Here is a 20,984-nt window from a genome sequence, read left to right as displayed (position 1 = left end):
TCTTTCGGATAACATTTCATTGACATTTTCATGCTCAAACACTCATTTTTAATGTTCGTTTATTTTCGAATGTAGCTATTTATGCAAAATTAAACTGTGTAAATAGGGACTACACCAATCAGCAGCTGCCAAACATCGAATTCGCTCAACCGCGCTCAAACGATAAGCAAGCCAAGATTAGCTAAAATAGTAATAATGAAACAAAAGGATTCTTACCATGACTGAGCAAAAGTACATTGTTGCCCTGGACCAAGGAACAACAAGCTCTCGCGCGGTGATTCTGGATCACGATGCAAACATTGTTAGCATCTCGCAACGTGAATTCACTCAAATCTATCCTCAGTCAGGGTGGGTCGAGCATGATCCCCTCGAGATTTGGGCAACGCAAAGCTCTACCCTGATCGAAACTCTGGCCAAATCTGGTATCAGTAGTGACCAGCTCGCTGCTATCGGCATTACCAACCAACGCGAAACCACAATAGTCTGGAATAAAGAGACTGGAAAACCTGTTTACAACGCCATTGTATGGCAGTGCCGACGTACCGCAGAGATCTGTGAAGAGCTGAAAGCACGTGGTCTGGAAGAGTATGTCCGGGACAACACAGGTCTGGTGCTCGACCCGTATTTTTCAGGCACTAAGGTAAAATGGATTCTTGATAACGTCGAAGGCGCAAGAGAGGATGCTGAAGCGGGCAAATTGCTCTTTGGTACTGTCGATACCTGGTTAGTGTGGAAGATGACTCAAGGTCGTGTTCACGTGACGGACTACACCAATGCCTCGCGCACCATGCTATTCAACATTAACACGTTAAGCTGGGATCAAAAGCTGCTCGACGAATTGGGTATTCCAGCGTCAATGATGCCAGAGGTTAAGCGCTCATCTGAAATCTACGGCCAAACCAACATCGGTGGTAAAGGCGGTACTCGCATCCCTATCGCAGGTATTGCGGGTGACCAGCAAGCAGCGCTGTACGGTCAGATGTGTGTCGAAGCAGGTCAAGCCAAGAACACTTACGGTACTGGCTGTTTCCTACTAATGAATACCGGGCAGGAGAAGGTAACTTCGACTCATGGCCTTCTGACAACTCTGGCTTGTGGTCCTGACGGAGAACCAGCTTACGCACTCGAAGGTGCCGTATTTATGGGCGGCGCGTCTATCCAATGGTTACGTGATGAGATGAAACTGCTCGCCGATGCAAAAGATTCCGAATACTTTGCCACTAAAGTGGATTCATCCAATGGCGTTTATGTTGTTCCTGCCTTTACTGGTCTTGGCGCTCCCTACTGGGATGCGTGGGCGCGCGGTACTATTGTTGGCCTGACCCGTGGTGTCAGTTCTAACCACATCATTCGCGCAACTCTGGAAGGTATCGCTTACCAAACTCGGGATGTCCTTGATGCAATGCAGGCAGATTCAAACATCAACCTGGCTAACCTTCGCGTAGATGGCGGTGCAGTGGCAAATAACTTCCTGATGCAGTTCCAATCCGATGTATTGGATACTGAAGTGCACCGTCCAAAAGTGACTGAAGTGACTGCGTTAGGTGCGGCCTATCTGGCTGGTCTTGCAGTCGGTTACTGGAATAGTATTGATGAATTAAAGGATAAAGCCGAGCTCGACCGTACCTTTGTTCCTCACCATGACGAAGAGAAACGTAACCGCCGCTACAAAGGCTGGAAGCGTGCAGTTAAGTGTGCTCAGGTATGGGCAGAAATGCATAACGAAGAAGACTAACCTCATTCAACACCACTCAAGAGCGCCATTAAAGGCGCTCTTTTTGCGTTGCATCCCCTATTCCTTACTTCATACCCTTCTCACAACGCGCTAATTCGAGCACAATAACGCGAGTTATTATTTTCGAAAATTAGTGTATTGAGCATTAGTGCTTATTACACAGGGAGCAGTCCGTGAAGCAAATTCCAAGACATCAGCAGATAATCGCTCTGGTTCAAAAGCAAGGCTATGTCAGTACCGACGAGCTGGTAGAGAAGTTTAATGTCAGCCCACAAACCATCAGACGTGATCTCAATGAACTCGCTGATGAGAACAAAATTCGTCGTTATCACGGTGGCGCAACTATTCCGCTTAGTTCAGAAAATACCTCTTACTCAGCTCGTAAAAGCATGAATTTCAATGAGAAAGACGTGATTGCAGACGAGGTGGTTAAACATATTCCTGATGGTGCGACCCTGTTTATCGATATTGGTACCACTCCAGAAGCCATTGCACGTGCGTTAAACAAAAACCACAAACAACTTCGAGTGGTCACTAACAACATCAACGTAGCGACAATCTTGCTGCCAAACCCTGAATTCAAAGTCATTCTCGCGGGTGGCGAAGTTCGTAACCGCGATGGTGGTATTGTCGGAGAAGCCACGCTTGATTTCGTTAAACAGTTCCGCCTAGACTTCGGTATCCTCGGCATTAGCGGCATTGACTATGACGGCTCCTTACTCGATTTTGACTACCATGAAGTACGCGTCAAACAAGCAATTATTGAAAACAGCCGTAGCGTTTTTCTTGCTGTAGACCACTCTAAGTTTGGCCGTAATGCTATGGTTAAGCTAGGTAATATCTCCCAGCTACACATGCTGTTCACTGATAAGCAGCCTCCTAAAGAGATCCTTTCGATTCTCAAAGAGCACTCTATTCCACTCGAAGTGATCAGCAGTAGCGATTAGTTACAAGTCAGCGCAACCAATTTAACCTTTAAGAAACCTTTATTTACTAATAAAGGTTTTTTTGTGCATAAATCACACAAACGAGCATAAACGAAAATAATTAATGATCCAAAACGAAACCTAAGCTAGGATTCATTTATGTTCACAAATGCTCGTTCGCTCAACAAAAGGTTAAATTTATGAGTATTCCTACTAATGCTGCACAATCCGATAAAACATTAGACATCATAATAGTTGGTGGTGGCATTAATGGCGCAGGCATCGCTGCTGATGCTGCTGGCCGCGGCTTATCCGTAGGTCTGTATGAAGCACAAGATTTTGCCTCGGCTACCTCTTCTGCAAGTTCCAAGCTTATTCACGGCGGCTTACGCTATCTGGAACATTACGAGTTTCGCTTGGTTTCGGAAGCGCTCGCGGAGCGGGAAGTTCTACTTAAGAAAGCGCCTCATATCGCACAGCCAATGCGTTTTCGCTTGCCACATCGCCCTTTTTTGCGCCCGGCATGGATGATTCGCTGTGGTCTGTTCCTTTATGACAATCTCGGCAAACGTACCACTCTGCCTGCCAGTGAAAGTATTGATTTGACTCAGTCAGGACTGCTCAAGCCAGAAATGAAAAAGGGCTTCGAATACTCAGATTGTTGGGTGGATGATGCTCGCCTAGTGCTACTCAACGTATTAGCGGCGCAAGAAAACAACGCCGAAATTCGCAACTACTGCCATGTAGAAGGCGCTGTTCGCGAAGGCGATATCTGGCGTGTGACTATTCGAGATGTGATGACGGGTGAGACATTCGAACGAAAATCTAAAGCGTTAGTGAACGCGGCGGGACCTTGGGTGAAGCAGTTCTTTGATGACGGCCTGGAAAACCTTTCTCCTCGTAACATCCGTTTGATCAAAGGCTCGCATATTGTGATTCCTCGTATCCATGATGAACCACAAGCCTACATTCTGCAAAATAAGGATCATCGCATTGTATTTATGATTCCTTATCTTGATCAGTTCTCGATCATTGGTACCACAGATGTTGAGTATAAAGGCGATCCTCGTGAGGTAGAGATTTCAGAACAAGAAGTCGACTACCTGATCGATATCGTAAACCAACACTTTGTCCAACAGCTTTCTCGTGACGATGTGGTTTGGAGCTACAGTGGTGTACGCCCTCTTTGTGACGATGAATCTGACTCTCCGCAGGCAATAACCCGTGATTACACGCTAGAGTTAGAGTCTGAATACGATCAGGCACCGCTACTCTCCATCTTTGGCGGTAAGCTAACCACCTATCGTAAACTGGGTGAAGCGGCTCTGGAAAAACTCGCCCCTTACCTGCCAAACATGGGTACGCCATGGACAGCGAACCACGCGTTGCCAGGTGGCAACTTTAGCTGCTCTCGCGAACAATTAGCTGCGACCATTCACTCAAGCTACCCTTTTATATCAGAGGCTCTGCTACTACGTTATGTTACTCAGTTTGGTACATACACCTGGACGCTGCTTGAAGGCGTCAGCAGCGTTGAAGACTTAGGGGTAATGTTCTCATCAGGAGCTGAGGGGATTTATCAGCGAGAGATTGATTACCTGATCGAAAATGAAATGGCAGTGACTGACGAGGATGCCTTATGGCGTCGTACTAAGCTTGGTCTCTACCTAGACCAGCATGAACTAGCGGCAGTGAGTGACTACCTTAAAAGCAAGCAACCTAAACAGGTGATCAATTTATCTGAAGTGGGATAACCTGTGTTGTTGGTCATCCAGTGAATAAGGCTTGGTGCATCTGCATCAAGCCTTTTTGTTTGTTATCTGCTTAACCTGGGTGACCATCCACCCGTGGCGTGATGAGCATTTTGCCAAACAGACCAACGTACATTGCGAAAGCCAGTATCCATAGTGCGGCACTCATATTCACTGCTGCAATCAGATATTGAGGGAATAGCGCAACACCAATAGCACGCACAATAGCTGCAAGTACCAGAGCACCAAACGCCAGACTCATATTCGGTCCCTGATAAATTGCTCGACCTGTATGCCCCATAGTGACCCGGGCAATCATAGCCAGAATCACTCCACCGATCGCGCCAATCGCGAACAGGTGCAGCATGTTATGACTGGCAAACGGGTTATCTAACAGGCCACGCAACAACAGACTGACAGGAATACACAGATAAGTCGCATGCAGCGACCACACCAAAGGTTCACTTAATGTGCGCCAAGGCTTCCAGCGAATCACACGAAGCAGATGCGCCGCACCAGAGACCACCATCAGTGGCTGACCTAGCTGAGCAAAAGTCATCGGGAAAAAGCTCAAGATAAACAGCCCCGCTAAAGGCAGGTTTGCTACCCAGTCTAACCAGATAATCGGTTGTGGTTTTTCGAAGTTAAAACGGCGGGCAGTAAAGAATGGGATGACTCGGCTTCCCATCACAGAAAGTAGCAAAGTAAACCACCACAGCATCGCCTGCCAGACAGCAGAAGCTGGAAACGGCGGCATCCCTTTTATCGCCGCATAGCTGGCAAAGTTAGCCACTATCGCCAAGACAAACAGCGGAACGAAAAACAGATTACGCCATCCCTTTGCTTTGACGACTCTAGTGCCCACTTCAAAGGCGACTAAGGCTAAGAACAGCGCTTCAATCGATGAGATTAGCCACAAAGGGGCTGGAGTCCAGAATAACAAACGAGGCAATAGCCACAGCGTAACCACAATCGCCAGTCGGTGGTGTTTGGTACCATTGATGCCGGTCCAGTTCTGCACTGCGGTCAACACAAAGCCGGCCACAATCGCCATAGCAAAACCAAATAACATCTCATGTACGTGCCACCATAAAGCAGGAACCTTAAGTATTGCTGGCTGTCCGCTCTGGAACATCCAAACCCATAATGCAATCGCGACGATGGCATAGATTGAACCGAGCAGGAAAAAAGGTCTGAAGCCTAAACGCAGCACCGCAGGGATCGCCTCTTCTACTTTTTTATCTGTAATATTGAGCACTAAGTGACTCCTAAAAGTTATATCAAACTGTTATCTGACCTGACTATCGCAAGAAACGTTCCAATCTGTGCAGCGCTTTATCTTCAAGGCCTTAGCCTAGAAACAGGCTAATAAAAAGGTCATATAGACACTAACAGAAAAGGTCAAAAGGACACATTCATGTCGATAGTGGCCACTTTCAATTTTGAGAGAAAGTCGTTAGGTTAAGTATTGATTCAATTTCTTATCACAGACGAGGTGACGACGGTGGCAAACTATATCTTCGGTTATGGCAGTTTGATGAACTCTGCATCACGCCAGTTAACAGGACAAACATCAACAGCGATCACTGCAACCGTTGAAGGCTTTAAACGCTACTGGGGTAAGGTCGATGAAAGCTACATTCTTTCACCACTAGTCGTGGATAAAGGTCATGGCCATGTAAACGGCGTGCTGTTAAAAGTCACTGGAAACGGACTGCAAGAGTTCGATGTTCGTGAGCGTGGTTACCATCGAGTTCTGATAGAAGCAGATAAAGTTGAGTCTTCACTGGCGTTAACCCCACAAGACCAAGTCTGGGTTTACATTAAAGATAAACCGGAACCACCATGTTCACTTAGCCCTATCATGCAGACTTACGTTGATACGGTACTGGCTGGTTGTCTGGAAATTTCGGAGCAGTTTGCCAAGCAGTTTATTGAGCAAACCATCGGCTGGCACTTTCCGCTTGAGAATGATCGCCATCAGCCTAAATATGGCAATTTGGCAGGAGTAAAAAAAGAGCATCACAACAAGATTGATGCTCTGGTAGCTGAAGCAAGAGCCTGAAAAACCCTCAGCCGAATAGAGATTCTTTGAAAGGAATACCAAGTCGTAAGGCTTGGTATTTTTGTTTATACGATACGAATACCTGCTGGCATTGAACGCTCAGGGGTCAGTAGCACACTTTCCGATTCATCGTCCGTTTCAGCACATAGCAGCATGCACTCCGAAATCTCACCACGCATTTTGGCTTTTTCCAGATTGCATAAAACAACGACTTCCTTACCCATTAGCTGTTGTTCTGTGTAGTAAGGAACCAGGCTGGTTACCGTTTGCAGCGTTTTCTTACCAACATCGATCTGCACGATGTAAAGCTTATCGGCATTTTCATGACGAACCACTTCGATGATTTTTCCTGTACGAATTTCCAATTTAGCGAAATCTGAATATGCCACTTTTTCCATGATTAAACACCAGTAAAATTTTACTAAAAGAGAACGTTTACACTATCAGCAATCACTTATATTGCAAGTGGTAAAGATCTCAATTTACGAATCTATACACAACAATATTTGCCTTATTTACATCTACAAGGTTAAATAACCTCATCACTGTTTTTCGAGGTCATATATGGCAACCATTAAAGATGTCGCCAAGGAAGCTGGCGTGTCGATTGCGACCGTCTCTCGGGTAATCAATAAGTCTCCCAAAGCGAGTAAAGCGTCAATTGAGTCAGTGACGAAGGCCATGGCAAAACTGGGCTATCGTCCCAACGCAGCAGCCAAAGCACTGGTTAGTCAAAGCAGCAATACCGTTGGTGTTTTGGTCGGTGATGTCTCCGATCCCTTTTTTGGCACTCTGGTCAAAGCCGTCGACAATGTGGCGCACGAACACGGAAAACATATCCTGATCGGCAATGGTTACCATGCCCCAGAAGAAGAGCGCAAAGCGATTGAACTACTGATCAATAATCGCTGTGATGCATTAGTCATTCATTCTAAAGGCCTCTCTGATCAAGAGCTGATTGGCTACGCCAAAGAGGTTAAAGGTCTTGTCATCATCAATCGCTACATTGAAGAGATTGCTGAACGCTGCATCGCGCTGGACAACTTTAAAGGCGCTTATCTGGCGACTGAATATCTGATCCGTCATGGCCATAGCAAAATTGCCTGTGTCGCTTCTGCCCACCAAATTGAAGACTCGACTCAACGTATTGAGGGCTACCTAGCAGCGCTGAAAGATAACGATATTCAACTTCCTGCCAGCTACATCGAACGCGGCGAACCAAACAACGATGGCGGTGAAGTCGCAATGACCAACCTGCTAACCAAATCATTAGAAATCACTGGTGTAGTGGCATATAACGACTATATGGCAGCAGGAGCCTTATCCGTACTGGATGAGAACGGCATCAAAGTTCCGGATCAAATCTCGATGATGGGCTTCGATGATGGCTTAATTGCTCGTTACATCAGTCCACGCTTAACCACCATTCGTTACCCTATCGCAATGATGGCTGAGCGAGCGGCCAGACTGGCGCTGAAACTGGCAAAACAAGAAACGCCTAACGATGAAGCTATGATGTTTACACCGACTCTGGTTCGTCGTAACTCAGTGGATAAAATTGCAAAATAACCAAGCTTTAGAGCAAGGTTTACCGGGGTGACTTAATATTAAGTCACCCCTTTTTCTACCCGTTACGCGACACCATGACCTTTAGATGCGACCCAGATGCGATACCACTGCTCGTTGCTAAGCTCCAATTGCAATGCTCCTACAGCAGTCTGAACACGCTGGATATTTCCGCTACCGATAATAGGCACTGGCTTCGCTGGCAAGCGCATTACCCAGGCAAAGATCACCTGATCAATACAGTCCGCACCAATCTCTTCGCCCACTTGAACCAGAGTCTCCCGCAGACGGATAGCCTGTTCACTGCTGTCACTAAAGATTGTGCCACCAGCAAGACATGACCAGGCCATCGGCTGAACGCGATGCTTTTGTAACTGGTCCAGAGTGCCATCTTCTGTAACCTGTAGGTTTACCGGATTTATCTCAACCTGGTTGGTGATCAACGGAGCTTCGAGGCGAGACTGAAGCAAATCAAACTGAGCAGGAGTGAAGTTAGAGACACCAAAGTGTTTCACTTTACCGGCCGCTTTGAGCTGCTCAAATGCCCGTGCTGCTTCATCAGCATCCATCAATAAATCAGGACGATGCAGAAGTAGTACATCCAGATGATCGGTATTCAACCGCATCAGTGACTGCTCGACAGATTCGATAATCGCAGCTTTGCTACTGTTGTAGTGATTGACCTGCTTACCTTCACCACGATAAATACCGCATTTGGAAACAATCTCAATCTTGTCACGCAAGCTGCTATCCAGTGCCAGTACCTGACCAAACATTTTTTCACATGCTGAATCAGGACCATAAACGGGTGCATGGTCGACGGTTGTAATTCCTAACTCAAGATGTTGCTGAACAAATGCGTATTGCTGTTGAGTGTTCATTCCCCACTCAGCCATACGCCAATAGCCTTGAATCATTGGTGAAAACACCGGATGTGACTTGTTCATATCTGTCCCCTGAAATATGCAATTCATCAGCGATATCTGCGCTGTTCTGAATTCAGTATACTGCCAGCCAACAGCGCGATTAAGCCCGTAAAGACGAAAAGATAATTCTGTATAACGAACAATTAGCTCTATTTAATTTTCTATATTGAACGATATAATCGCTAACGGATTTGGATTCTGAGGTCACTACCATGCATAAAATGCACAAACGCTTTGAACGCTACGCGTTGTTTGGTGAGGTTGCCAAACAGCTAAGTTTTTCAAAAGCTGCAGAAAACCTTGGAATTTCCAGAAGTTATCTATCTTCTCAAATCCACCAGCTTGAACAGGAGTTGGAAACCAGTTTGCTAATTCGCTCAACACGTAGCGTTCGTTTAACTGCCGCCGGAGAGAAAATTCTCACTAAGATGCAGGGAATCAATGAGTCTATTCTGCAATTAGAGAAAGAACTCGATCATACCAAGAGTACCGTGGGTGGCCTGTTACGCATCACCGCTCCTACTATCTTTAGTCATCGCTACCTGATTGAAATCTGTCATCAGTTCCAGCAACAGTATCCTGATATCGAGTTTGATTTAGACATTGGCTACACCCGAGAAGATCTGACCAAAAGTAACTTCGATCTGGCCATTCGGGCGACCAATACGCCGCCAGAAAACATGATAGCGAAGAAGCTGATCCCTTATCAGCATGTTTGCTGTGCCTCACCAGACTATTTAGCTACCCATGGCATCCCGACTCATCCTCAACAACTCACTCAGCACAATTGCTTGTCTGATCCGAATCTACGTCATTGGCAATTCACCAATACGTCTAATCAGATGATTGAAGTGGCTACCGATGGAAATATGCTGATTAACGATAACCTGTTAATCCTTGATGCTGCATTAAAAGGTAAGGGAGTGATTAAGATGCCTTGTTATCTGGTACAACCTGCGCTGGATAACGGTCAGTTGCAACAGATTTTATCTGACTACCAAATGACCCAAAGCAGTATCTATCTCATCTACCCTCCGCAGCTTCGTCGCAGTACAAAGCTGTCGGCCTTTGTCGACTTTGTTCAACAGTGGTTTGGGGACGATAAATTATGTTGTCGATAAGGCTAAATAGTTTCGTCCACCGTGTGGAGGATAAGGCGATTGTGATTAGCTTAGCCAATCAAACGGGTTGTCACCTGAAACGCATCCGTCGCTCAAGACATTGGCAGTTAAGTGGCGAGGAGAGTCAATTGCGTCAGTTAATTGGACAACTAGAGGACGACGGTCATCAGTGGATAGTTAAAGCGATAGAGAAAGCACTGCCGCAGCCAGAAATCGATTTATTACAGATACTGACCATCAACCCTTCAATGACCGTCAGTCAATTGGTAGTCGAAACTGGCTGCTCAATGAGTGAAGCTCGGCGCGCAATTGACCAGTATGAAGATTTGTAGCGATTGACCAAACCAACAAAAAAGCCAGTCAAGTAGACTGGCTTTTGCGTTATAGATGCGTCTAGATTAGCAGCTAAAATGATAAGTCGTTTGATAACGGTACTCTTGACCAGGGCGAAGTATCACACTCGGTTGCGGCCACTCTGGATGATTAGGTGAGTCTGGCAGAAACTGAGTTTCCAGCGCCAGGCCTGCATAATCAGAGTACTCTCCCCCACTGCGAGATGGTGTACCCGCTAACCAGTTACCGCAGTAGAGTTGCATTGCTGGTTTATCTGTTATTACCGACAATGACACTTGCTGATCCTGACTCATCACCTTAGCGACAGGTTTATTTGTGTCACGATCTGCTGCGAACAGGTAGCTATGATCATACCCCTTAGCGGCTTTTTGCTGTTCATCAGTCAGCAAGTCCTGAGCTACATTCTTAGCCTTTCGGAAATCAAAACCTGTCCCGTCAACAGCTGCCAGCTCACCGAGCGGAATACCGACTGAATCAGTTGGCAGATAGTAGTCAGCGGCAATCTGTAACTGATGAGCACGGGCATCAAGCTCACTATCAACACCATTCAGGTTGAAATAAGCGTGATTGGTCAGGTTTACCGGCGTTGCCTTATCGCTATGAGCAAGGTATGCAATATCAAAGCGCCCATCGTCATCCAGTTGGTAGCTCACCTGAACATCTAACTGACCAGGGAAGCCTTGCTCACCATCAGCTGATCTGAGACCAAACACAACTCTGTTCTCTTGCTGTTCGAGCACTTGCCAGCGCTGCTTATCAAAGCCATTCACTCCACCATGGAGAGTATTACCCGCCTGGTTCACTGATAACTGATATTCCTGACCATCAATGGTAAAAAGACCATTGGCAATGCGGTTCGCATAACGACCGACCGTTACCCCCATGTAACTTGGTTGGCGTACAAAGTCTGCCATGGTCCCTACACCGAGCAAAACTTCACGACGCTCACCACACGCCAAAGGCAAAAGACAACTGAGCCATGTTGCTCCGATGTCCATCAACACAATGCGAACCCCTTTCGCATTGGTTAATTCGATTAGCTGAGCAGGTTTGCCGTCATAGGCAGGCTGCTCAGTCATGGTGTGAAAAAGAGAATGAGCCATTTAACGTCCTTAGTACGCTTCAACTAAGCCAGCGCCATCTTTGGCCTGACAAACGTAAATAGACTCTTTTAATCCCGTTGCAGCCTGATACTGTTCCGCTACCGCCGCTTTGACGGAATCAACCAGTTCCGGAGGCATAACTGCAACAATACAACCACCAAAACCACCACCTGTCATACGTACACCGCCTTGTTCTCCGATCACCTGTTTGACGATATCCACCAGAGTATCAATCTCTTTGACGGTGATTTCGAAGTCGTCACGCATTGAAGCATGTGATTGAGCCATTAACTCTCCCATGCGCTTCATGTCGTTTGCACGCAATGCCTGAGCCGCTTCAAGTGTGCGGTCATTCTCGGTGATTACGTGACGAGCTCGCTTAGCAACCACTTCCTCTAGCTGAGCTGCTTTCGCTTCAAATTCAGCCATAGTGACATCACGTAACGCTTTAACACCAAAGATGCTGGCCGCTTGCTCACATTGCTGACGACGAGTGTTGTACTCACTGTCGACCAAGCCACGTTTCTTGTTCGAGTTTATGATCACCACCGACATATCCTCAGGCATAGAAACCGACTCAGTTTCCAGGCTACGACAATCTAACAGCATGGCGTGGTTTTCTTTACCTTCAGCGGAAATCATCTGATCCATAATGCCGCAATTACAGCCAACAAATTCGTTCTCTGCCTGTTGGCCATTCAGAGCAATCTCTGCCTGAGAAATTTCTAGCTGATAAAGCACTTTAAATGTCTGGCCAATCACCACTTCTAACGCAGCTGAGGAGCTAAGACCTGCACCTTGAGGTACATTGCCACTCACTGAGATATCCGCACCATTGAATTGATAACCTCTAGCAAGCAGACACTTAACCACACCACGAATGTAATTAGCCCACATTTTGTCTTGCTGGAAAGTAATCTCTTCAGTGATATCAAATTCATCCGTCTGATTATCGTAATCGACAGCAACGACACGCACGATATTGTCGTCCCGCTTCGCTGCAGCAACAACGGTTTGGTAATCAATTGCACAAGGCAGCACAAACCCGTCGTTATAATCAGTATGTTCACCAATCAGGTTAACTCGGCCCGGAGCCTGAATAATATGACTCGCTGCATAACCCAGCACCTGCTCAAATGACGCTTTCACATTGTTGATTAGTTGTGACATAAAGCCCTCGATAATTCTGTTTCAATCTGTTTGCCAGTGTCGCTTATGCGCTACTGGCGGAATGTTTTAACTACGGCTGCTCTTTGTAATGAACATCGCTTAAATCGCGCAGACGCTGTGCAGCTTGCTCAGCGGTGAGATCCCGTTGACTCTCTGCCAGCATCTCATAACCCACCATGAACTTACGTACTGTCGCGCTACGCAGTAGTGGCGGGTAAAACAGAGCATGTAACTGCCAGTGTTCGATATCAGTTCCCTGTTCAAAGAAAGGGGCGTAATGCCAGCCCATTGAGTACGGGAATGAACACTGGAACAGGTTGTCATAGCGACTGGTGAGCTTTTTGATTGCCACAGCAAGGTCATCGCGTTGAGCATCACTTAGTTCACTCATACGACGAATGTGAGTCTTAGGCAGTAACATGGTTTCAAATGGCCATGCAGCCCAATAAGGCACTAAAGCAACCCAGTGCTCAGTTTCAACCACGATGCGCGAACCGTCTTTCAGCTCAGCTTTGACATAATCAACCAACAAATTACTGCCATACTGCTGGTAGTAAGCTTTGAGATTGTGCTCTTTACGTTCAATTTCGTTGGGCAGGAAACTGTTTGCCCAAATCTGACCATGCGGGTGCGGCTGCGAACAGCCCATGGTTTCACCCTTGTTCTCAAATGCCTGAACCCAAACATACTGCTGGCCTAGCTCTTCTATCTGACTGTTCCAGGTATCAATCACACCACGAATCTTCTCTACTGGCAGTTCTGGCAGTGTTTTGCTGTGGTCAGGGGAAAAACAGATCACTCGACTCAGCCCCCGAACACCCTGAGTTTTGAAAAGTGGGTTATCCGACTCTGGTGCATCCGGCGAATCTGGCATTAACGCAGCAAAGTCATTACTGAATACATAAGTGCCCTGATAGTCAGGGTTGACGTCGCCTGAGATACGTTGGTTGGTGGGACAGAGAAAACAATCATCTTGATAGTGTGGCAATTCATCAGCAGCTGGTTTTTCATCAGCTCCACTCCATGGACGTTTAGCTCGGTGAGGAGAGACCAGAATCCACTGCCCAGTGAGCGGGTTGTAACGACGATGTGGGTGATCGACAGGGTTAAACTCAATATTCGACATCTTACTTACTCAACTATTTCAAATCTTATCGGTACTGCGCACTAGGCGGAATACCCTTGTGGATTGTTTGACTGCCAGTTCCAGGTATCTGCGGTCATCTCGTCAACACTGCGAGCCGCTTTCCAGCCCAAATCACGTTCAGCTTTTTCCGTGCTTGCCCAACACTCAGCAATATCACCGGCGCGGCGCGGGCAAATTTGGTAAGGCACGGCTTTACCACAGGCTTTAGAGAATGCTTCCACCATCTGCAATACACTCGAACCTTTCCCCGTACCAAGGTTGTAGACGTGCAAACCTGACTTTTCGCCTACTGACTTGAGCGCTGCAATATGGCCATCGGCGAGGTCCATTACGTGAATATAGTCTCGAATACCGGTCCCATCTTGGGTTGGGTAGTCATCACCAAAAATCGACAGATACTCACGACGTCCTACCGCGACCTGAGCAATAAATGGCATTAAATTGTTAGGGATGCCCTGAGGGTCTTCACCCATAATTCCAGACGGATGTGCTCCGACAGGATTAAAGTAACGTAGTAGCGTGATGCTCCAATCCTGCTCGGCGGCAAACAGATCACTCAGGCACTGTTCAACCATATATTTGCTGCGACCATATGGGTTAGTTGTAGCACCAGTCGGTGAATCTTCTGTGATTGGGACCTGCTGAGGATCGCCATAAACGGTAGCGGAAGAGCTGAAAACAATGCTTTTCACTCCAGCTTTACGCATTGAACGAGCGAGTACTAAAGTTCCGTTTACGTTGTTGTCGTAATATTCGAGTGGTTTTTCTACCGATTCTCCGACCGCTTTAAGCCCTGCAAAGTGAATCACCGCCTTGATGTCATGCTTAGAAAAGACCGAATCAAGAAACGCTTCATCACGAATGTCCCCCAGATAAAACGCGGGAGTCTTGCCAGTAAGGGACGCAATACGATTCAGTACTTCATCTTTAGCATTGCAAAGGTTATCGACGATGACAGGCTCGATGCCTGCTTCAATCGTCTGCACACAAGTATGGCTGCCGATGTAGCCCATACCACCAGTAACAAGAACTTTCACTATTCGATCTCCACCAATCGATGAGCATCAGTTGCTCAAACCTCATCATGAACAAAAGTCTATCAATCAATACTGACTTAGATCCGTGATCAACTTCGCGCTATGTAAACGTTTCCACAAAATTCACCAAAATTTGCCCTTCAATGCTATTCGATTAATGATTTAGTTAATGTAAATAGTGGCTAATCTCGTTGCAGAGAGAGATTAAAAAGCGTGGATTTTACTGACCTGAGGCGAGTGTTAGTGGGTCTGGCTGGTATTTTTTACTAAAAATTGGTACTTGATCGATGCGATTGTTTACAATAGTTGGCATAGTTAGATTGCCTGAATAAGTGCAAGAATAATAAAGGGACGTAATAATTAATGGCAACACTAAAAGATATTGCGACGGAAGCTGGAGTATCACTGGCGACCGTATCACGGGTACTGAATGACGATCCGACGTTGAGTGTTAAGGAAGAGACCAAGCACCGCATTTTTGAGATCGCAGAAAAACTAGAATACAAAACCAGTAGTTCCAAGAAAGCAGCCCAAGCCAGAAAGCAGAGTCATCACTTTATGGCTGTCTACAACTACCGCCAGGAAGCAGAGGTTAATGACCCTTATTACCTCTCGATACGTCATGGTATTGAGACCCAATGTGACAAACTCGGCATTGAGCTAACCAACTGTTATAACAATGAAATAACTGCTACGGGCAATAAGATCACAGGTATCCTTTTAGTCGGCAGAAGTAACCCGAAAATCTTAGCGCAGCTAAGCAAACTTACCGACAATATTTGTTATGTCGACTTTAGTGATAGCAACTCTGAATTCGATTCTGTCGACATCGATCTGACTCGAATCAGCAAACAAATTACCGACTTTTTCATCGAGCAAGGCTTTGAACGTATTGGTTTTATCGGCGGCCAGGACCAACCAAATTGCGCAGACATTCGTGAAATTGCCTTCGCTGAATATGGTCAGCTCAAAGGGGTAGTATCGCTTGATGACGTCTATCGCGGTGAATTCACCAGCTCCTCTGGCTACAAACTGGCTAAAGAGATGTTGGCAAAGTCTGACTTCCCTAAAGCTCTGTTTATTGCCTCAGACTCAATCGCAATTGGCGTACTAAGAGCAATTCACGAGCATGGCCTCAATATTCCAGAAGATATCTCGATGATCAGCGTCAACGATATCCCTACCGCTAAGTTTACTTTCCCGTCGTTATCAACGGTTCGAATCCACTCTGAAATGATGGGAATACAAGGGGTTAACCTACTGGTAGAAAAAGTACGTGACGGCCGAGCCTTACCACTTCAGGTTTACGTTCCTAGTAAGCTGAAGCTGCGAGGCACAACTAAATGACCTCAGAACAACTGCTACAAGAGCTCAAACAGAATGAGTGCCTTGATCTGGTAAAACTTTATCAGGCAAACCCCAACCGTCACTTTTACGATTTGGTCGAAGAACTTTATCAGCTAAGAAAACAACATGGCTTAACCACCCGACTGTCGCCATTGGTGACAGAAATTGAGTCTCTGACCCAAGATATTGATGCACAAAGCATTACTACGCAGCAGTTTTCCGACATCACTACAAGATTAGATCTCAACCAGCGAGCACATAAAATGAGTCGCTACATTCTCACTCTTGATAACCACTCTGCGTTCAGTAAAGAGGTTGATATCGTTATGTTTGGTGACTCTATTACTGAATGGGGCCCCTGGCACGATGCGCTCGCCAGCTACTCTTTAGCCAACCGAGGACTCGCTGGAGATACGACGACTGGTATGCTGCGCAGGCTTGAAAGCACTAAGGTTTGTCAGCCTAAATTGGTCTGTGTGATGGCGGGGATTAATGATTTATCTCAGGGTTATAGTGTCGATCAAATCCTCGATAACTATCGCCAGATGCTCGATTTCTGGCAGGCGGAAGGCATTGAGGTCTGGGTGCAGTCGACTCTGTATGTTGGCCAACGTATTTCATCACTCAATCCTCAGGTGACTTTGCTTAATCAAGCCTTGCAGCAGTTGTGTAAACAGCGACAGATCACGTTCATTAACCTTAATCAGAGTTTATGTCCGCAGCAGGTGCTGCCACTTAATTGTAGTTGCGATGACTTACACTTAAATTCGAATGCATACCAGCAATGGCTTGCGGTCCTAACTCCACTGCTCCAGCATCACTTCAACTAAGCAATCAAACCTAACCGATTGATAAGGCACTAAATTTTAGTGCCTTATTTGTTTAAACCCTGTCTAATGACATCCGGCAATTCCCCTCAATAACCTCTCCCGAAATGGTTAAACATTATTCTTTAATGGTGATCACAGCTTTGGATAGATCGCTCAATTAAAGCGTGATCAAGTTAAAGTAAAACGTTTTCACCAATTTATTTTAGTAAAACTTTTACTAATATCTTTCCCATAAGCTCACTGAGCATTTTTTAACAGAACGTCGGCAGTCATCAGACGCTTTAAGCCGAGGGAGAGTAATCGTGAACAACTGGGAAAACTTCCTGCACCTACATGAGAACCGTATGGCACCACGCGCCTACTTCTTCTCATACGATTCCGTTAACAACGCACAGACTTTTCAGCGAGAACTTAGTCGTCGTTTTATGCTGCTAAGCGGCCAATGGCGTTTCAACTACTTCACCAACCCTTTGTTGGTTCCTGAAGAGTTCTACTCACAAAAGATGGATCAATGGGGCCAAATCACGGTTCCGAACATGTGGCAGATGGAAGGCCACGGCGATCTTCAATACACAGATGAAGGTTTCCCTTTCCCAATTGATGTTCCTTTCGTACCAAGCGATAACCCAACAGGAGCCTATCAACGCAACTTTACTCTGGGTGAAAACTGGAACGATCAGCAAACCATTATTAAGTTTGATGGTGTTGAGACCTACTTTGAAGTGTATGTGAATGGTCAATACGTTGGCTTTAGTAAAGGCAGTCGCCTCACTGCTGAGTTCGATATTTCTCGCTATGTCGTGCAAGGAGATAACCTACTGTCAGTGCGTGTTATGCAGTGGGCAGACTCTACTTATATCGAAGATCAGGACATGTGGTGGACTGCGGGTATCTTCCGCGACGTTTATCTGGTCGGCAAACCACTCACTCATGTACAGGACTTTACGGTTCGTACCGATTTTGCAGATGACTACCTAGCCGCTACGCTCTCTTGTCAGGTTGAACTGGAGAACCTAAGCACTCAACAGGCAAACGGCTATTCGCTCGACTACGCACTGTTCGATAAAGGTCAGGTTATTGCGCAAGGCTCATGCAGTAACCTGACTATCGACCAATCGACTCAGACTCGCTTTAACATCGAGATGGAAAATCCCGTTCACTGGACCGCAGAAAACCCATACCTGTACCAACTGATCCTCACTCTGCGCGACCAACGCGGTAATACGCTGGAAGTCATCCCTCAGCGTGTCGGTTTCCGTGACATAAAAGTGCGTGATGGTCTGTTCTATATCAACAACCAATACGTGATGCTACACGGGGTTAACCGCCACGATAACGACCACCTGAAAGGTCGTGCTGTCGGTATGGATCGCGTAGAGAAAGACATTGTGTTGATGAAACAGCACAACATTAACTCTGTCCGCACCGCCCACTACCCTAACGACCCTCGTTTCTATGAGCTGTGTGATATCTACGGCCTGTTCGTTATGGCTGAAACCGATGTTGAAACTCATGGCTTTGCTAACGTGGGTGACCTAAGCCGTATCACCGATGATGCCGCATGGGAGGCCGTGTTTGTAGAACGAGCAGAACGCCATGTTCACGCACAGAAAAACCATCCGTCGATCATCATGTGGTCGATGGGTAATGAATCAGGCTACGGCTGTAATATTCGCTCGATGTACGCAGCAACCAAAGCGATTGATGACACTCGTCTGGTCCATTATGAAGAGGACCGTGATGCCGAAGTTGTCGACGTAATTTCGACCATGTACTCACGCGCTCAGTTGATGAACTACTTCGGTGAGTTCCCACACGAAAAACCGCGCATTATCTGTGAATACGCTCACGCTATGGGTAACGGTCCGGGTGGCCTGACTGAATACCAAAACGTGTTCTACAAACATGACCATATTCAGGGGCATTATGTATGGGAATGGTGTGACCACGGTATTCTGGCCCGTGATGAGAAAGGCGAATCTTTCTACAAATACGGCGGTGACTACGGCGACTATCCAAACAATTACAACTTCTGTATGGATGGTTTGATCTACCCAGACCAAACTCCGGGTCCTGGCCTGAAAGAGTACAAACAGGTTATCGCACCAGTAAAAATCCGCGCTGTTGAACCGCAGGCTGGCAAGTTTGTGGTCGAGAACAAGCTTTGGTTCTCCAGCCTGAATGATTACACCATTACCGCTGATATTCGCGCTGAAGGAGAAACTCTACGCACTGTTCAGTTTAAGGTGTCCGACTTAGCAGCGAACTCTGAGCGTGAAATTGAAATTGCACTCCCAGAGTTGGATCTGCGTGAGGTATTTATCAACTTTACCGTACGTAAAGATAGTCGCACTCTCTACAGCTCAGCTAACCACGAAATTGCCGTTTACCAATATCAGTTGAAAGGTAATACCGCGACTGCACCCGCTTTGCTTAACGGTAACGCTACGGCGCTTAACGTAGAAGAGAGCCGTCTAGGTTACCTGATTGAAGGCCATAACTTTGCTATCAGCTTCTCTAAAGTGAACGGCAAATTAACCTCTTGGCTGGTCAATGGTGAACAACTGATTAAGTCGGAACCAAGACTCAACTTCTTCAAACCGATGATCGACAACCACAAACAGGAACATGAAGGTCTATGGCAACCTGCTCACCTGCAAATCATGCAAGAGCACTTCCGCAGTCTTAATGTTGAGTTGATTGATGGCAAAGTAGAAATCACCACCACCAGCATCATTGCTCCACCGGTATTCGATTTTGGTATGCGCTGTACTTACCGCTATCAGGTTAACGCTCAGGGCCAGCTCAATGTCGAGCTCAGCGGCGAACGTTACGGAGACTATCCACACGTGATTCCGGTTATCGGCTTAGACCTCGGCATCAATGATGAGTTTGATCAGGTCAGATACTACGGCAGAGGTCCTGAAGAGAACTATCAGGATAGTAAACAGGCCAACATGATTGATGTCTACCAGACGACAGTGGCTGACATGTTCGAGAATTACCCATTCCCGCAGAACAATGGCAACCGCCAAAACGTTCGCTGGGCATCCCTGACCAATCGTAATGGCACAGGCCTGTTGGTTAAGCCGCAACAAGAGATCAACTTCAGTGCCTGGTTCTACACCAACCAAAACCTGCATCAGGCTCAGCACACTATCGAGCTGGAAAAGAGTGGTTATATCACCCTTAACCTTGACCATAAATTGATGGGGCTTGGCTCCAACTCCTGGGGTAGTGAAGTACTCGACTCTTACCGCGTTTACATGGACGAGTTCCGCTACGGTCTGACCTTAATGCCACTGCAAGCGGGCGACTGTAACGCTCAGGCTATGGCAGCGCATAACTTTGGTGACAGCTTTTTTACAGCTAATGATGTCCCAGCAACTGATGTAAACGAGGCATAACCCATGATCGTGTTAGAGAGCTTAGAACAATTTAAACAAATGTACCGTAACGGTCGTAAATGGAACCGCTGTGTCGAAGCGATTGAGAACTGCGCCAATATCAAAGATGGCGTGATGCACTCAATCGGGGACTCACTGGTTTACATGATTGAAGACGGCATTTCACCTAACAATGACACTTTTGTCGGTAACCGTCGCTACTTTGATGTGCACTACTATCTGGAAGGAAAACAATCAGTAGAATTTGCTGATAAGTCTCAGCTACAGCAGCATGAAGCTTATAGCGATGAAACCGATCGCGAATACCTGATAGGTAAAGGGCAAGTACGTGAACTGAGCGCCGGCCAGTTAGCCATCTTTGACAATAGCCAGGGCTATCGTTTCTTAGGTGATAGCCGGGTTCGCAAAGTGGTGCTGAAAGTAACCATCGAAGATGGCTACTTCCTCAACAAGTAACCAAGACATTAATACAAATAACAATGAGGGGCGACGCCAGCCG

General features: G+C 46.5%; 18 protein-coding genes. 11 read left to right on the top strand and 7 right to left on the bottom strand.

Annotated elements, in window-relative coordinates; all coding sequences use genetic code 11:
* Positions 1-217: 217 nt before the first annotated feature.
* The 3 genes from glpK (at position 218) to glpD (ending at position 4,415) form a co-directional block, all read left to right on the top strand.
* Positions 218-1,735: a glycerol kinase GlpK gene (gene glpK / locus RH46_RS02705; protein WP_006877871.1), complete on the top strand. Its 1,518-nt coding sequence runs from the start codon at positions 218-220 to the stop codon at positions 1,733-1,735.
* 173 nt (positions 1,736-1,908) lie between these two features.
* Positions 1,909-2,682 (top strand): DeoR/GlpR family transcriptional regulator, encoded by a 774-nt coding sequence (locus tag RH46_RS02700; RefSeq protein WP_006877870.1) that lies wholly within the window; start codon positions 1,909-1,911, stop codon positions 2,680-2,682.
* 179 nt (positions 2,683-2,861) lie between these two features.
* On the top strand, positions 2,862-4,415 hold the full coding sequence (glpD, locus tag RH46_RS02695) for a glycerol-3-phosphate dehydrogenase (RefSeq protein WP_006877869.1): 1,554 nt from the start codon (positions 2,862-2,864) through the stop codon (positions 4,413-4,415).
* Between the two features lie 70 nt (positions 4,416-4,485).
* On the opposite strand, the gene RH46_RS02690 is transcribed toward glpD, so the two are convergent.
* Positions 4,486-5,670 carry an NnrS family protein gene (locus RH46_RS02690; protein WP_006877868.1) on the bottom strand — a complete coding sequence of 395 codons (1,185 nt, stop codon included), beginning with the start codon at positions 5,668-5,670 and terminating at the stop codon, positions 4,486-4,488.
* Positions 5,671-5,916: 246 nt separating this feature from the next.
* Here RH46_RS02690 and RH46_RS02685 point away from each other — a divergent pair, with 246 nt between their 5' ends.
* Positions 5,917-6,477 (top strand): gamma-glutamylcyclotransferase family protein, encoded by a 561-nt coding sequence (locus RH46_RS02685; protein ID WP_006877867.1) that lies wholly within the window; start codon positions 5,917-5,919, stop codon positions 6,475-6,477.
* Positions 6,478-6,542: 65 nt separating this feature from the next.
* On the opposite strand, the gene RH46_RS02680 is transcribed toward RH46_RS02685, so the two are convergent.
* Positions 6,543-6,875: a tRNA-binding protein gene (locus tag RH46_RS02680; RefSeq protein ID WP_006877866.1), complete on the bottom strand. Its 333-nt coding sequence runs from the start codon at positions 6,873-6,875 to the stop codon at positions 6,543-6,545.
* Between the two features lie 166 nt (positions 6,876-7,041).
* Between RH46_RS02680 and RH46_RS02675 the strand changes: the two genes are divergently transcribed.
* The gene (locus RH46_RS02675) at positions 7,042-8,046 is read left to right on the top strand and encodes a substrate-binding domain-containing protein (RefSeq protein WP_006877865.1); all 1,005 of its coding nucleotides are present in this window, start codon (positions 7,042-7,044) and stop codon (positions 8,044-8,046) included.
* Positions 8,047-8,108: 62 nt separating this feature from the next.
* Here the strand turns inward: RH46_RS02675 and RH46_RS02670 are convergent, their stop codons facing one another.
* Positions 8,109-8,990, bottom strand: a complete 882-nt coding sequence (locus RH46_RS02670) for an aldo/keto reductase (RefSeq protein WP_006877864.1) — start codon at positions 8,988-8,990, stop codon at positions 8,109-8,111.
* A gap of 191 nt (positions 8,991-9,181) precedes the next feature.
* Here RH46_RS02670 and RH46_RS02665 point away from each other — a divergent pair, with 191 nt between their 5' ends.
* A complete protein-coding gene (locus RH46_RS02665; RefSeq protein ID WP_006877863.1) occupies positions 9,182-10,090 on the top strand; it encodes a LysR family transcriptional regulator in 909 nt (302 codons plus the stop codon).
* Positions 10,078-10,422 (top strand): ribosome recycling factor family protein, encoded by a 345-nt coding sequence (locus RH46_RS02660; RefSeq protein ID WP_040894936.1) that lies wholly within the window; start codon positions 10,078-10,080, stop codon positions 10,420-10,422. The genes RH46_RS02665 and RH46_RS02660 overlap by 13 nt, the downstream gene beginning before the upstream one ends.
* Positions 10,423-10,488: 66 nt before the next feature.
* On the opposite strand, the gene galM is transcribed toward RH46_RS02660, so the two are convergent.
* The 4 genes from galM to galE all read right to left on the bottom strand — a co-directional run bounded on the left by galM (position 10,489) and on the right by galE (position 14,901).
* Positions 10,489-11,547 carry a galactose-1-epimerase gene (galM, locus tag RH46_RS02655; protein ID WP_006877861.1) on the bottom strand — a complete coding sequence of 353 codons (1,059 nt, stop codon included), beginning with the start codon at positions 11,545-11,547 and terminating at the stop codon, positions 10,489-10,491.
* Positions 11,548-11,556: 9 nt separating this feature from the next.
* A complete protein-coding gene (gene galK, locus RH46_RS02650) occupies positions 11,557-12,717 on the bottom strand; it encodes a galactokinase (RefSeq protein WP_006877860.1) in 1,161 nt (386 codons plus the stop codon).
* 70 nt (positions 12,718-12,787) lie between these two features.
* Positions 12,788-13,843: a UDP-glucose--hexose-1-phosphate uridylyltransferase gene (locus RH46_RS02645; protein ID WP_006877859.1), complete on the bottom strand. Its 1,056-nt coding sequence runs from the start codon at positions 13,841-13,843 to the stop codon at positions 12,788-12,790.
* A 41-nt stretch (positions 13,844-13,884) separates the two neighbouring features.
* Positions 13,885-14,901, bottom strand: a complete 1,017-nt coding sequence (gene galE / locus RH46_RS02640) for a UDP-glucose 4-epimerase GalE (protein WP_006877858.1) — start codon at positions 14,899-14,901, stop codon at positions 13,885-13,887.
* A gap of 363 nt (positions 14,902-15,264) precedes the next feature.
* On the opposite strand from galE, the gene ebgR reads away from it, so the two are divergent.
* The 4 genes from ebgR (at position 15,265) to RH46_RS02620 (ending at position 20,941) form a co-directional block, all read left to right on the top strand.
* The gene (ebgR, locus tag RH46_RS02635) at positions 15,265-16,248 is read left to right on the top strand and encodes a transcriptional regulator EbgR (RefSeq protein WP_006877856.1); all 984 of its coding nucleotides are present in this window, start codon (positions 15,265-15,267) and stop codon (positions 16,246-16,248) included.
* The gene (locus RH46_RS02630; RefSeq protein WP_006877855.1) at positions 16,245-17,078 is read left to right on the top strand and encodes an SGNH/GDSL hydrolase family protein; all 834 of its coding nucleotides are present in this window, start codon (positions 16,245-16,247) and stop codon (positions 17,076-17,078) included. Before ebgR ends, RH46_RS02630 begins: the two co-directional genes overlap by 4 nt.
* A 302-nt stretch (positions 17,079-17,380) precedes the next feature.
* Positions 17,381-20,485 (top strand): beta-galactosidase subunit alpha, encoded by a 3,105-nt coding sequence (gene ebgA / locus RH46_RS02625; protein WP_006877854.1) that lies wholly within the window; start codon positions 17,381-17,383, stop codon positions 20,483-20,485.
* 3 nt (positions 20,486-20,488) lie between these two features.
* Positions 20,489-20,941: a beta-galactosidase subunit beta gene (locus tag RH46_RS02620; protein ID WP_006877853.1), complete on the top strand. Its 453-nt coding sequence runs from the start codon at positions 20,489-20,491 to the stop codon at positions 20,939-20,941.
* The last annotated feature ends 43 nt before the right edge of the window (positions 20,942-20,984 follow it).

Source organism: Vibrio brasiliensis LMG 20546, from assembly GCF_000189255.1.
GTDB classification, from domain to species: Bacteria; Pseudomonadota; Gammaproteobacteria; order Enterobacterales; family Vibrionaceae; genus Vibrio; species Vibrio brasiliensis.
The sequence above is the reverse complement of the archived record's forward strand: the minus strand, read 5'-3'. Positions and strand labels throughout refer to the sequence as shown.